Annotated in this window: 9 protein-coding genes; 7 read left to right on the top strand and 2 right to left on the bottom strand. The window is 58.4% G+C overall.

Going from position 1 to position 13,852, the window contains the following annotated elements; all coding sequences use genetic code 11:
• Nucleotides 1-42 precede the first annotated feature (42 nt).
• From ACFQY0_RS02480 to ACFQY0_RS02450, 7 genes are all read left to right on the top strand, one after another.
• Complete coding sequence (locus tag ACFQY0_RS02480; protein WP_379708738.1) at nt 43-1,656, top strand: sulfatase family protein; 1,614 nt, start codon at nt 43-45, stop codon at nt 1,654-1,656.
• A gap of 50 nt (nt 1,657-1,706) precedes the next feature.
• Entirely contained in the window at nt 1,707-3,548 is a 1,842-nt protein-coding gene (locus ACFQY0_RS02475) for a sulfatase-like hydrolase/transferase (protein WP_379708736.1), read from the top strand.
• A 61-nt stretch (nt 3,549-3,609) separates the two neighbouring features.
• Nucleotides 3,610-5,154 (top strand): sulfatase, encoded by a 1,545-nt coding sequence (locus ACFQY0_RS02470; protein ID WP_379708734.1) that lies wholly within the window; start codon nt 3,610-3,612, stop codon nt 5,152-5,154.
• 2 nt (nt 5,155-5,156) lie between these two features.
• On the top strand, nt 5,157-6,122 hold the full coding sequence (locus ACFQY0_RS02465; protein ID WP_379708732.1) for a hypothetical protein: 966 nt from the start codon (nt 5,157-5,159) through the stop codon (nt 6,120-6,122).
• A gap of 516 nt (nt 6,123-6,638) precedes the next feature.
• Entirely contained in the window at nt 6,639-8,264 is a 1,626-nt protein-coding gene (locus ACFQY0_RS02460; protein ID WP_379708730.1) for an arylsulfatase, read from the top strand.
• The gene (locus ACFQY0_RS02455) at nt 8,261-9,724 is read left to right on the top strand and encodes a glycoside hydrolase family 28 protein (RefSeq protein WP_379708728.1); all 1,464 of its coding nucleotides are present in this window, start codon (nt 8,261-8,263) and stop codon (nt 9,722-9,724) included. Before ACFQY0_RS02460 ends, ACFQY0_RS02455 begins: the two co-directional genes overlap by 4 nt.
• A 129-nt stretch (nt 9,725-9,853) precedes the next feature.
• Nucleotides 9,854-10,933 (top strand): vWA domain-containing protein, encoded by a 1,080-nt coding sequence (locus ACFQY0_RS02450; RefSeq protein WP_379708726.1) that lies wholly within the window; start codon nt 9,854-9,856, stop codon nt 10,931-10,933.
• A gap of 80 nt (nt 10,934-11,013) precedes the next feature.
• Here the strand turns inward: ACFQY0_RS02450 and ACFQY0_RS02445 are convergent, their stop codons facing one another.
• Nucleotides 11,014-11,973, bottom strand: coding sequence for a glycoside hydrolase family 5 protein (locus tag ACFQY0_RS02445; protein ID WP_379708724.1), 960 nt, complete (start codon nt 11,971-11,973; stop codon nt 11,014-11,016).
• A gap of 37 nt (nt 11,974-12,010) precedes the next feature.
• Complete coding sequence (locus ACFQY0_RS02440) at nt 12,011-13,603, bottom strand: arylsulfatase (protein WP_379708722.1); 1,593 nt, start codon at nt 13,601-13,603, stop codon at nt 12,011-12,013.
• Nucleotides 13,604-13,852 lie beyond the last annotated feature (249 nt).

The raw sequence follows: 13,852 nt of genomic DNA, 5'->3' as shown, positions 1-13,852 counted from the left end.
CTCCTCGGAGGTCGGCGGGCCCGACTCTTGACCATCACACCCATGCTTACCTCTCAAAGTTTCACCGCAGCCTTGTTCTGTTCCGCCGCCATGCTGACTCCGCTGGCATCCAGCGCCGCTAACAAGTCCCCCAACCTGATCGTCATCTACACCGATGATCACGGCTATGCCGACCTGGGTTGCCAAGGCATTCTCGAGGACGTTAAGACACCACACATCGACTCGCTCGCTGCCGGCGGCGTGCGAATGACCGACGGCTATTGCACCGCACCACAATGCGTTCCATCCCGAGGAGGCCTGCTCAGCGGTCAGTATCAGAACAAGTGGGGCCTCGAATCAAATCCCGAGTTCCAGGACGCCTCGATCATGGCGAATTTCGACAAACTCGAAACCCTGCCCGAACGCCTGAAGAAGGCCGGCTATGCAACCGGCATGGCCGGAAAATGGCACCTTGGCCCGAACGAGAAGATCTCAAGCCACGGCTTTGACAAGGTCTTCCACAAGAACAGCAACGGCAAAGGCTTCTGGAACATGGATCTCGCGGGCAAGGACCTTGAGCCCCAGATCCAGAATGGCGGCGGCTACCACCTTGACCTCATTTCCGACTTCACCTGCAGCTTCATCGATCGTTTCAAGGACCAGCCGTTTTTCTTCTACCTCGCCTACCGGGCTCCCCATGTGCCGCTTGATGCCCCGAAAGAATATCTCGATCGTTTTCCGGGTGAAATGCCGGAGCGCCGCCGTCAGGCCCTCGCCATGCTTTCCGCCGTCGATGACGGGGTCGGACGCATCATCAAGACCTTGGAGAAACATGAGCTGAAGAAGGACACCCTGATCTTCGTGATCGGTGACAACGGGGCCCCCTACAAGATCCACAAGGTCGACGCTCCCGGCGGCGGCCCCGGTTGGGACGGCTCCCTCAATGATCCGATGAATGGTGAAAAGGGCATGCTCACCGAGGGCGGCGTTCGCGTTCCCTTCGTCGTCCACTGGGAGGGCACCATCCCTGGCGGCCAGGTCTACCGCCAACCCGTGATCGCCCTCGATGTCGCCGCCACCGCGGTGAAGCTCGCGGGACTTCCTGATGATCCGGTCCTGGATGGCGTGAACCTGATGCCCTATCTAACAGGCAAGGAAAAGGGAGCACCCCACGAAGCTCTCCACTGGCGATGGCTCGGTCAGTCGGCCATCCGCAAGGGCAAGTGGAAGTACCTGCGCAGTAATGAACGCGAGTATCTCTTCGACATGGAAAACGATTTCGAGGAGACCAACGACCTGCTGAAAAGCCACCCCGAGATCGCCGCCGGTCTGCATGCTGAATTGAAGAGTTGGAGCGACACGCTCTCCCCTCCCGGCATTTGGGTCATGAAATCGGAGGGAATGAGCAAAACTGCGGAAAAATACTTCGATTGGTACATCGACGGGAAGCGGAACGTGACTCCTCCGAAACGCGACGAAAAGGGCTCCGAGCCCAAAGAAGACTCCTCGGCTGCCAACTCGAAGTTGTTCAAGCAACGGGACGCCAACCAGGACGGCAAAGTCACCTTGGACGAATTCATCGGAGGGAGAACGAAGAACCGGGACAGGATCGAGCAGAATTTCAAACAGCGCGATGCCAATACCAACGGCATCTGGGAAGCGTCCGAGGCCCGGTAGGTCGAAAACATCTGTCCACGGGCGTGAAGCGGCACCTACAACCCCACTCCATGAGCTCCATCCATTCGCTTGCCAGGATTATTGGAGCAAGCACCCTGCTGATTCAAGGACAGCTCGCTCCAGCACAGTCGTCCCCCGAGAACAACGGGCGCCCGAACCTCCTGATAATCTGCACGGATGACATGGGCTTCAATGACCTCGCTTGCTTCTCCTTCCCCGGGCTTTTCGGCGAGGACCGGAAACCACCGGCTCCCTTTCCCGAGTCCTCGGCCTTCGCCGCGCCCGATCAGGCGGTGGCGACGATCGACGGCAAGTCCGTATCCCTCACCCCCCATATCGACCGGCTCGCCGCCGAGGGTGTGAGGTTCTCGAACTACCACGCGCCGGCGGCCATTTGCACGCCGTCCCGCGGCGGACTTCTCACCGGCATGATCCCGGCACGCCTCGGATTCACCGGCGCCATCTCCCCCAAGCATGACTACGGGCTCAACACCCGCGAGGTGACCCTGGCCGAAGCCCTCAAGGATCACGGCTATGCGACCGCCGCCATCGGCAAGTGGCACCTCGGGAACCATATCCAGCAACTTCCCACCCGTCACGGATTCGACCGCTTCTGGGGCATTACCCGAAGCAACAACCAGAACCCGAAACTCTACGACCAGGAGACGCTCGTGGAGACCGTCAAGGACACCAATCAAGCGGATCTCCTGGAAAGAATGACCGGCGAGGTGCTCGAGTTCCTGGATCAATGCCAGGAAGAACCTTTCTTCATCTACTTCGCCCCCCACGCCCCCCACGCGCCGATGATTCCCCATCCCGATTTCGTGGGCAGCAGCACCAAGCTCCTGGGCAAGCGCAGCTTCCTCAAGGGCAAGGGAAACAGGGAGATCCACGAGATCGGGGAAAGCCCGTTTCATGACGTCATCCACGAGCTTGATTTCCGGGTCGGCCGGATCATGGCGAAACTCAACCAGCTCGGCCTGTCCGAAAACACCATCGTCGTCTTCACCTCCGACAACGGTCCGTGGACCGGCTGGCCGCCGGCCAAGAAGGGCATTGGGGGTGAGATCGGCAGCTCGTTTCCCTTCCAGGGCGGCAAGGCATCCCTGACGGAAGGGGGTACACGGGTTCCCGCCATCATTCGTTTTCCCCGTGAAATCCCGGCAGGCGTCGTTTCCAACGAACTCGTCTCGGGGCTCGACTGGTTCCCGACCTTCGCGACTCGCTGCGGCGGATCGCTTCCGGAGAACCGGGGTACCGATGGTTACGACCTCTGGCCCTTCCTCACCAAATTGCCGGAGGCGAGTTCACCAAGGCCCTACTTCTTCCATGTCAGGGCTCTTCCCGGCAAGGTCCAGACGGTGAGCGACGGATCGCACAAGCTGCATGTCGGCGGGCGCATGGGCAGGGTCGTCGACCTCAACAGCGATTTCGTCGAGGAGACCGATGTATCGAGGTCCCAGCCCCCCCTCTCGAAAGAGCTCTCCAAGCAGGCGGGCAAGACCAACGCGAGCCTGCGCTCGGACCACCGGGGATATGAGAACCTCTCGGATCAGGAGCTGGTCATCGCCGGGGAACTCCATCCCTTCCTTGAACTCGGAACGGAGTCGGAGGCCAGCTTCACTGTCAGACTGAAGAAGGCTCCGAAGGGCGACCTCGAGGTCGAACTGAAGCAGCGCTCCGGATCCGTCGCTCTCGAATGCGAGCCGTCGAAACTCATCTTCAACCCGTCCAACTGGAAGGGTGGGCTCACCATCCGCGTAAAGGCACCATCATCCTCACCCACGGAGCGGACTTCCCACGCGACTCTCGAACTCCGGCCACGGGAATCGATGCCAATCCGCGAGGTCTTCGTTCGCTGCTCTGATGTCAAAGCTGCCGCCAGGCGGTAAATCGGGACCCGCCCGGATACCGGCAACACCAACCGTTCCAATTCACAAAGTCACTCAAATCATGAAGCCACTGCGTTCCATCCTCACCACCCTGCTCATCATCGCTCCGGCCCTACTCCAGGCGAAGGATGCGAAACCCAACATCGTGTTCATCCTGGCCGACGACCTCGGCTGGGCGGATACAACGCTCTACGGCCACACCAAGCTCTACGAGACGCCGAACATCGAGCGCCTCGCCAAACGCGGCATGACCTTCACCCGCGCCTACTCCGACAGCCCGCTCTGCTCCCCCACCCGCTCCGCGATCCTGACCGGCCTGAGCCCGGCGAGGACCGGCTTGACCACCCCCAACTGCCACACCCCGCCAATCGTCCTTAAGGCGACTCCCGGAAAGAAGGCGGCCGCAGGGCACAAGTCGATTCAGCCAACCCCAGTGAGCCGTCTCAACACCAAATATCCGACTCTTTCCAAGACCCTCAAGGCGGCAGGCTACGCCACCGGACACTTCGGGAAATGGCATCTTGGTTCCAAACCCTACTCGGCCCTCGAACATGGATTCGACGTTGACATCCCTCATTGGCCCGGACCCGGCCCGGCCGGCAGCTTTGTCGCGCCCTGGAAGTTCAAGGACTTCGACCATGATCCGGACATTCCCAACGAACACATCGAGGATCGCATGGCCAAGGAAGCCGCTGCGTTCATGGAAGCAAACCGGGACAAACCCTTCTTCCTCAACTACTGGATGTTCAGTGTCCATGCCCCCTTCGATGCGAAGAAGGAGCTGATCGCCAAGTACCGCAAGCGGATCAACCCCGACGAACCTCAGCGATCTGCAATCTACGCCGCCATGATCGAAAGCATGGACGATGCCGTCGGAACCCTGCTTGACACCATCGACCGACTCGGCATCGCCGACAACACCATCATCGTGTTCTACTCCGACAATGGCGGCAACATGTACAATCAGGTCGAGGGCTCGACTCCCACCAGCAACGCCCCGCTGCGCGGCGGAAAGGCCAACGTCTATGAAGGCGGCGTCAGGGTGCCCTGCATCGTCGACTGGCCGGGCCTGGTCAAACCGGAGACTCGGAGCGACTCGTTGATTCAGGGTGCCGACTTCTACCCAACCTTCGTCCAGGCCCTCGGACTACCGGTCGAGCCGAACCAGCAATTCGACGGCGTCAGCATCCTGCCCGCTCTTGAGGGCAAACCGCTCGAACGTGAGACGATTTTCAGCTATTTCCCCCACAGCCCTCCGATTCCCGGCTGGCTGCCTCCCTCGGTCACGGTCTGGCGCGGCGATTGGAAGCTGATCCGTCTCTTCCATCAGGGAGAGGACGGCGCCCATCGCTGGCTACTCTACAACCTTCGCGAGGATATCGGCGAAAAGAACGACCTCTCGCAAAAGGAACCCGAACGAGTGAAAAGCATGGATCTCCTGATCGAGGCCTTCCTCAAGGACACCAATGCGGTGACTCCCGTCCCCAATCCGAATTTCAAACCCTCGGCCTACCACCCGGAACGCGAAGGCGTCGCCAAGCTCAAGCCGATCGCGAAAGGAAAGCCGCCAGCGGACAAGAAGCGGCCCGTGAAACCTAAGTCTTAGAAATGAAGGCATTCCTTCTTCCTGCGGCCGCGATAATCCTCGTGGCGCTGCTCATTTCCTCCCTGCAAGGAGTGGAGGAGCCACCGGCTGTTCCAGATCCCGAGAACATGCTCTTCCTCCAAGACGGTGATCTCCGGATCGGTATCGACAGGAGCAAGGGAGCCTCGATCACCTGGCTCTCCTGGAACGACTACCCGGAAAACACCGTCAACATCTACGATCCCGGCAGACTCATCCAGCAGTCCTACTATGCCGGCCGTAGGATTGACCGCAGGGCCGACGGGCAACACCACGACTGGAGCCCGTGGAGCTGGAATCCCATTCAAGGCGGCGGCGTGGGATCCTGGGCAAGGGTCACCCACTTTGAGAAAGACAACGACGGTGCGCTCTTCGGCGAGACGATTCCCAAACTCTGGGACATGCCGGACGAGGAAGCGACCGCGCTGATGCGCCAGTGGACCACCCTCGAACCAGGGGTGAAGAACGTCGTCACCGTGCGCTGCGAATTGATTTCGAGACGCGGGGAAAGCGATCGTTGGGGAGCCAAGGCCAGAAACCCGCAAGAACTTCCCGCCACCTACTTCACGCGCAACTTCGACACCTTCAAGAGCTACCTCGGAGACGGAAAATGGAAAACCGAGACCACCGCGCCCGGCCCTCCCTGGGGACGCACCAAGATCCAGCGCAAGGCCATGGCTTGCTTCGATGCCTCGGGTCAAGGCATCGCCATTTTCAGTCCCAACGCCGAGTCATGGAACTTCGGCCCCCACGCGAAGTCCGGAACGAGTGATCCACTGGCGGGACCTTGCGTCCACATTGCTCCCGTCGCCTTCGTCCCCCTCGGCCCCCGCTCCACCTTGCGCTACCGCTATTGGCTGGTCGTCGGTACCGATGCTGAGATCGCCAAAAGTCTCGATTTGCTTTGGCAGCGGCACTCTACGGAGCGGCTTCAACTCTCCCCTCCCTAAGCAGCATTCCGCTCCCTCAATCATCGAAGCGGGCTCCTCCTCCGTCCCTCCCGTGAGGCTGTTCGAATGCCGCAGTCCGACCCCTAGGTGAGACACATACGTGTCCCTTGAACCAACCCACTTCCAAACGCACTTTAACCCTATCTAATGAGACGTTTCTTAGATTACTTGGAAATTACACCATTAATCCATAGCCCTCACTCAACCTCAAGGAAGCCAGGCAGTTCCCGTCGGCAGAACGGTTTCGCCCTCATTGCGACGCTATTGATCATAATTCTCCTGTCTTTGCTAGCGGCAGGGCTCCCGAGCTTTTCGAAAACGGACCTGCGAAAGTCGAGTCATTCAAAGGACCAGTCAATCGCGCGAGCCAATGCCCACCTTGCGCTGATGATCGTGCCCGACTGGACGAACTCCAGTGCCGGTATCCCCATCCGATGCATGACTTACAAGGACAACGGCGAAATCCAAGGCCGAGGATCTGAATGATCGCATACCCTCCGACCTCGCACCAAACTCATGACGACCTATCAGCTTTCCATGCTCGCACCGGGGCTATTCGCCTTCGCCGCATCGGTTGCCGCACTTCAAGCCGCACCGAAGTTGGACGCCACATCTTCAAAACCTAACATTCTCCTCATTCTTGCCGATGATATGGGTTACTCCGACCTTGGATGTTACGGCTCCGAGATCTCGACGCCTCATATTGACCAGCTTGCCAATGAGGGAATCCGCTTCACCCAATTCTACAATTCCGCGAAGTGCGAGCCGACCCGGGCCTCGCTCATGAGCGGACAATACTGGCAGACCAGCGGGCTGGGTGTTAGAAACGGTATAACCATGGGTCAAGCCATGAAGCTGGCAGGCTACGACACCTTCGCCGTCGGCAAATGGCACATGCAGGGCAACCCCGTGGACCGTGGCTTCGACCGCTATTTCGGCCATCTCAGCGGCGCCACCGACTACTTCCGGGGCAACAACTCATACCGTCTTGATTCCAAGCCATTCGATGCTGAGAAGGTCGAAGGATTCTACGCGACGGACGCGAACGCGGACTATGCCATCAAGTTCATCGAACAGGCGCACGGCAAGGATCCCCGGAAACCATTCTTCATGTATCTGGCCTTCAACGCCCCCCATTCGCCCCTGCACGCATGGCCCGAGGACATCGCGAAGTATCGTGGCAAGTACCTCAAGGGCTGGGACCGGATTCGTCAGGAACGATTCGATCAGCTGAAGAAACTCGGTCTCGTCAAGCCCGGCTGGACCCTTCCCCCCCGCCCCGCAACCATCCCGGCATGGGATAATCTCAGCGAGGAAGAGAAGGACTTCGAGGACATGCGCATGGCGACCTACGCCGCAATGATGAACCGGATGGACCGCGCCATCGGCAGGATTCTGGCAAAGGTCGAGGAGCACGGTGAGGCCGACAATACGTTCGTCATCTACCTGAGTGACAACGGTGCCAGCCCTTACGACCATGGCCAGCGCTCGGTCGAGCAGTTGGAAAAGGGTGTCGGCAACATCCACGTCGGCCTCGGCTGGGCTCACATGAGTGCCACCCCGTTCAAGCACTACAAGCGGAACATGTACAACGGAGGAAGCTGCTCCCCCTGCGTGATTTCCTGGCCGAACAGAATCAAGGATGCCGGAAGCATCACTGATCAGGCCGGACACATCATCGATCTGATGGCCACCATCCTCGACGCCGGTGGGGGCGAATGGCCAGCCGAGTCCGACGGCCAGACCCTCAAGCCACTCCCCGGGAAAAGCCTGCTCCCGATTCTTGCGGGCGAAGAACGAGAAGGTCACGAAGCGCTCTACTTCCAGCTCTTCGACCACCGGGCGATGATCGCCGGCGACTGGAAACTGGTCTCGGACTGGGAACGACCATGGGCGCTCTACAACCTCAGGGAAGACCGCACGGAAATGCGGGACCTCTCGTCATCCGAACCGGAGCGCTTCAAGCAGATGCTCGCCCAGTGGAAAGTCTGGGAGGATGAACACGTGAGGCAATTCAAGGACGCAGGGGGAGAACCGGTCTATCGACACTTGCAGGACGCCAAGGCGCAATACGTTGGCAAGGATGGGGAATACTTCATCCCCGAGCCGAAGAAAAGACCCGCAAAGCGGAAGAACAAGTGATCTCCAAAATTCAGATAACACCCGCTGAGTTCCGAGTCGCCGCCGTCATCGTCGCGATGGCCATGAGTTCACAGGCCGCTGAATTCTCCCTCGAAAGCGCACGCGATGCCGAAGAGGCGGGGTGGGCCCAGATGGACAAGATCCTCGATCGCATCCAGCCGCCGGTGTTTCCCGACCATTCCGTCGGAATCGCCGACTTCGGTGGTGTGGGCGATGGAGAAACCGACAACCGGAAAGCCATCGCGAAGGCCATCGACTCGGTGAGCCAAAAGGGCGGCAAGATCGTGTTTCCAGAGGGCGACTACTTTGTCGATGGCCCGATCCACCTGAAGAGCAACATTCATCTCCATCTGGAAAAGGGCAGCCGGATATTCTTCAGCTCCAAGGCGGAAAGCTACCTTCCGGCGGTGAAGGTCCGCTGGGAAGGCACCATGTGCTACAATTACTCGCCTCTGATCTACGGCAACGGACTCAAAAACATCGCCATCACCGGCGAGGGCGTCATCGACGGTAATGCCGTCAAATGGAGCAAGACCTGGCGCAATAAGCAAAAGCCGGACAAAGCAGTGCTCCGCCAGATGGGCAACGACACCATCCCAGATGAGCAGCGGGTGTTCGGCAATGGGTTTCTGGATCTGGATGGTGACGGCAAGGATGATGGATACGGCGACGGAAACCCCCATTATCTAAGGCCGTGCCTGTTCGAGGTCCACGAATGCGAGAATGTGTTGCTCGAAGGGCTCACGCTCAAGGACAGCCCGTTCTGGACGATCCACCCGGTCTTTTCGAAGAACATCATCATTCGCAACTTGAACGTCCGGGGAGGCACGCTGAACGACGACGGGATCGATCCGGACAGTTGCGAGGATGTACTGATCGAGGGATGCACGGTGAAGACCCGCGACGATGCGATTTCGATCAAGGCCGGACGCGACCAGGATGCCTGGAAGCGCCCACCCATCCGGAACATCATCGTGCGCAACAACCGTCTGCAGGCTAACACGAATGCCTTTTGTATCGGGTCCGAAATGTCCGGCGGCGTGGAGAACGTGTTCGTTGAGAAGAACGTCATTATTAACGCGAGGTTTGCGGTGAACTTCAAATGCAACCTCGATCGCGGCGGACAGGTGCAGCGTGTCTATATCCGGGAACTGGATATCGAGTCCTGCCGCGACAACATGATCCTGTTCACCATGGACTACCACAGTCATCGGGGGAACGACTTCCCCACCAAGTTCAACGACTTCTACATTTCGGACATCCGTTGTCGAACGGTGGAGAAGAAACCTTTCGAAATCGTCGGAGTCGAGGAAGCGCCGATCCGCCGGATGTTTCTCTCCGACATCCAGATCGATTCCGCCGGAGCAGCCAGCACCCTGAAGCACGCCAAAGACATCGTCGCCGATCGCGTGACGATCGCGGGCAGGGTGTTCGAACCCGAACATCGTGACCCAGGATAAATCGCCTGCCGTAGGCCTGCGAATTCAACTTCAGACCAAGCAGCCCCTGGCATTCTTCATCCAAGAAACTCCATATCGATCCAACACCCTCGCTCACGACAACCGATATCACTAACTAGAAAGTTTCTCATGTCTCACATCTACATCCCACCTTCACCCGAACAGGAAGTAATCCTCAGGAAACAGAGGCGCAATTCCGCGGCCACCAGCATCATTGTTTCGTTTCTGATCATCATCCTCATCGGCCTGATCTTCGTCTTTATCCTGATACCCGGATTCACGAAAGAGACCACGACCATGGTCGCTTACAGTGCTCCCATGAAAAGCGAGGAAAAGATCCAGCAGCAAAAGAAGCTCAACATCTCGAAGAAACCGACGGCACCATCCTCGTCTCAGGCACGCGTCATCGCTGCGAATACCACTTCGGTCACGGCAATCCCGGTACCGGAGCTTGATATGGACCCGGTAGACATCTCCCTTGATTTCGGCAGCGGTGACGACTTTGGTGCGGGCTGGGAAGCCGGAAACGAGAGTGATGCGGGTGGTGGTGCGACCACCTTCTTCAAGCAGGAAGTTGTCGCCCAGCGCGTGGCCTACGTTATCGATGCATCAGGATCCATGAACCAGGATGGCCGCCACAAACTGATGCGTGAGGAACTCACGAAATCCGTCAAACAGCTCAAGGCACCCATGAAGTATCAGATCATCTTTTTCTCGGCACCTGCCTGGGTCGCGGGAAGCGAGGTCAAAATGCGCTACGACGACGGCCGCGCGACGATCAAGGACGATAGTGGCGAGTATGACTGGGTGGGACCAGCGGGCAAAGTCAAAGGGTGGAAGCAAAAAGGAAAGAAGCAAGTGGTGCCGTGGTTGGAATACAGCGCTAAAACCCGGAGGGAATCCATCGATCACATTGAGGAACAAAAGCTGGTCATCGGTACTGATTGGATTCCCCCCCTTCAAATGGCGCTCGAGATGGAACCTCCTCCACAAATCATCTTTTTCATGACCGATGGAGCGAGCGGCAACTCGACGAAGTTCCTTGAGGACATCCGGAGGCTCGCGAAACGCAACAAGACGATCATCAACACCATTGCACTCATGGAGCCCAAGGCCGTCGATAATCTGATCTATCTTGCGAAAGAGACCAAGGGTCAGTTCACCATCGTCGACAAGAACGGCAAAGCCGAGGTTCAGGACATCAAATAGAGTGAACTCAGACGACTTTTCCAACTAGCGAGATTCAGCTGGAAGAGCGGTAAGCGTTCAGTCGCTACGCCCCGGGTCCTTCACTGATTTTCATTCCATGTCGAGATGATCGAACGTTCGAGCTCTCCCGCAGGCCGCAGATCACCAGGTTTCCACCCGCCTTCCGGATCAGCGCCCTTCCTGACGATCGAATAAGGCTCGTCCTTATCGTTCACGGACCACACGCAGTGGGAAATTTTGTTTTTCCGGCACCATGCCATCCATTTCTCGGTCTCGGGATCCTTCCCCCGCTTTCCGACCGGGCCCCATTCCGTGACGAAAAGAGCAATACCCTGAGCCAAGGCCGCATCCGCCCGATCCCTTAGTGATTGGCCGTGCTTGTCGGAGTAGAAGTGAAGCGTGTAGGCGATGTTCGGCCATTGGGTGATCGGATCCGCCGCAGGCTCGTCGACCTCCTGTGACCATTCACCCGTCCCGACGACGATGAGCTTGTCCGGATCGATGCGTCGGATAGCGGCGATCACGGTTTCCGCATACTCCTTGATCTCGGACCACTCCGTCTTCTTCGGTTCGTTGTAGATCTCGTAGATCACGTGATCCAGCCCGCCATAAGACCTCGCCATTCTCTCGAAGAACTCAACCGCCTCCGCCGTCGACTTTTCCGCGTAGTGCGAGTGCCAGTCGATGATCACATAGACCCCTTCGTTCACCGCCGCCTGCACCAGGGTCCGAAGCTTGCGCTCGTTCTCCTCCGGCTTCTCAAGATAGCCACCCGGTTCTTCGACACCCATGGGTGCCCGGATGATCGCACTGTTCCAGTCGTCCACCAGCCAAGCCACGCACTTGGGATTCCAGAATCCGGAATGATCCCACTGGCTCCAGAAGAAGCTGTTTCCGGCCAGCGAAACGGCGGTTCCTTCACGGTTGACGATCCGACTGCCCTTCACGCGAAGAAGGCCGTTTTCGGCCACTACGGACTGCCCGACAAGAGGTGAGAGCAGGAGGGAAAGGACGATGGGAATCAAGTTGGTTGGGCTCATGAAAAGAGAATCTTTCAAGGGTCTATGAAGGCTTCCGTTAGGGTGCGGGAAGCACGTTGGCCCGCTCGGCCCAAGCCTGCCACTTCTTCGTGAGAACCTCGACCTTCTCAGGCTGTTCGGACGCCAGGTTGTGGGTTTCTGTCCCGTCGGTTTCGATGTCGTAGAGTTCCCATTTCCCGGTCTTCAGCTTGCGCACCAGTTTCAGGTTTCCGCTGCGCAGTGCGGCATTGCCTTGGTGCTCCCAGTAAATCTCGTTTCGATCAAGCGACTTGTTAGAAAGAGCAGGGACCAAACTGACGCCCTCCATTGGTTGAACCGCGTGACCTTTGAAGTCTTTCGGATAGGTTGCCCCACAGACATCGACCAGAGTGGGCATGAGATCGATCAAGTGACCGGTCTGCTTCCTCAGCTCTCCTTTCGTGTCGATGCCATCCGGCCAATAGACGATCAAGGGAGTGGCGATACCGCCTTCGTGATTGAAGCGTTTGTGGAGGAAAAACGGAGTGTCCTGAGCATAGGCCCAGCCAGCTCCGCTCAGCCAACGTGAGTTTGCCTTCGTCGGATCGCCCTTGAATGCGCCTTTCGCACCAGACTCGCCGCTGCCGCCGTTGTCGCTCATGAAAAGGATCAGCGTGTTGTTCAACACCCCGCGCTGTTTCAATCCCGCCACCAGATCGCCCACCGACTTGTCGAGCCTCGTCATCACGGCTGCATAGACGGCCATCACATGATCCAATTGATCCCTCTTTTCCTCACTGAGCGAGTCCCATGCCGGAACCTCCTTTGGGCGGGCCGACAGCTCCCAGTTTTCACCAATCACCCCGAGTTCCTTTTGCTTCGCGTAGCGCTTCTTCCGCAATTCGTCCCATCCCATCCGGTATTTTCCCCGGAACGCGGCGATGTCTTCCGCCGGTGCCTGCAGCGGAAAGTGCGGCCCACAGTTCGCCTGATAGAGAAAGAATGGCTTCTTCTCCGAGATCGCCTCGTCGACGAACTTCAATCCATACTCGGTCCACAGGTCGGTGGCGTACCAGTTTTTCGGAAGGCGGTGGTCCTTTCCATCGATCTCCTCGCCATTCAGGTACAATTTCAAACCTTTTGCCGAGCCGAAATAGAATCCACCTGTTGGCGCGTTCAGTCCGCGCTCAAAACCCCTCATCCACGGACCGGGTTCGAGCCCGTCCTCGCCTCCGACATGCCACTTGCCGGTGATTGCTGTTAGATAACCCGCCGGAGCCAGCACTTCCGCCAGGGTCACGCAACGATCATTCAGCCCGCCGCGGTAGCCCGGTAGCTTCTGGTCCTTGACCAGCCGCCCGACGCCCGCCTGATTCGAATAGAGCCCGGTAAGCAGCGAAGCCCGGCTCGGGCTGCAGCGGCCCGCATTATAGAAACGGGTGAAACGCAGCCCTCCCGCCGCAAGCGCGTCGATATTCGGCGTCGGAATCTCACCACCAAAACAGCCGATGTCCGAGAAGCCCATGTCATCCACCAGGATGACCACGACGTTCGGCTTCTCCGGCAACTTGGCGGACAACCCCTGCCCCATCAGCACACCGACGACGCACACGATCGGCATCCAATATTTCGTCAACGTCATCGGGCTTCTCGCCCGGAGATCTTGAATCATGGGAAAGCCTATTCGGAAACTCCCCTCCTCGACCTGACACACAATCGTGTCTCTTGAGATCATCTTAACCTCGGCCCTTAATTCTGAGCAAAGAGGGTCTGGACGGGTAGGGAAGTCCTAGAACAGGGCAGCATGTCCTGTTTCTCAAACCGTTCCACTGATGGAGAGGCTCTCCGGAATCCTGGCTCCTATTTTGGTGTTGCACACGTCTACTGATCTCTCCCTCTCCGCCCCCTAAACCTTCCAGAC

The sequence above is a fragment of the Haloferula chungangensis genome (assembly GCF_042664875.1).
In the GTDB taxonomy this organism is placed as follows: domain Bacteria; phylum Verrucomicrobiota; class Verrucomicrobiia; order Verrucomicrobiales; family Akkermansiaceae; genus Haloferula; species Haloferula chungangensis.
Note: the sequence above shows the minus strand (reverse complement) of the source record. Positions and strands in the feature narration are given on the sequence as shown.

Bases quoted from the DNA above. Each gene is read 5' to 3' on its own strand.
- ACFQY0_RS02480 (WP_379708738.1), top strand. From the start codon at position 43: ATGCTTACCTCTCAAAGTTTCACCGCAGCCTTGTTCTGTTCCGCCGCC.
- ACFQY0_RS02475 (WP_379708736.1), top strand. From the start codon at position 1,707: ATGAGCTCCATCCATTCGCTTGCCAGGATTATTGGAGCAAGCACCCTG.
- ACFQY0_RS02470 (WP_379708734.1), top strand. From the start codon at position 3,610: ATGAAGCCACTGCGTTCCATCCTCACCACCCTGCTCATCATCGCTCCG.
- ACFQY0_RS02465 (WP_379708732.1), top strand. From the start codon at position 5,157: ATGAAGGCATTCCTTCTTCCTGCGGCCGCGATAATCCTCGTGGCGCTG.
- ACFQY0_RS02460 (WP_379708730.1), top strand. From the start codon at position 6,639: ATGACGACCTATCAGCTTTCCATGCTCGCACCGGGGCTATTCGCCTTC.
- ACFQY0_RS02450 (WP_379708726.1), top strand. From the start codon at position 9,854: ATGTCTCACATCTACATCCCACCTTCACCCGAACAGGAAGTAATCCTC.
- ACFQY0_RS02445 (WP_379708724.1), bottom strand. From the start codon at position 11,973: ATGAGCCCAACCAACTTGATTCCCATCGTCCTTTCCCTCCTGCTCTCA.
- ACFQY0_RS02440 (WP_379708722.1), bottom strand. From the start codon at position 13,603: ATGATTCAAGATCTCCGGGCGAGAAGCCCGATGACGTTGACGAAATAT.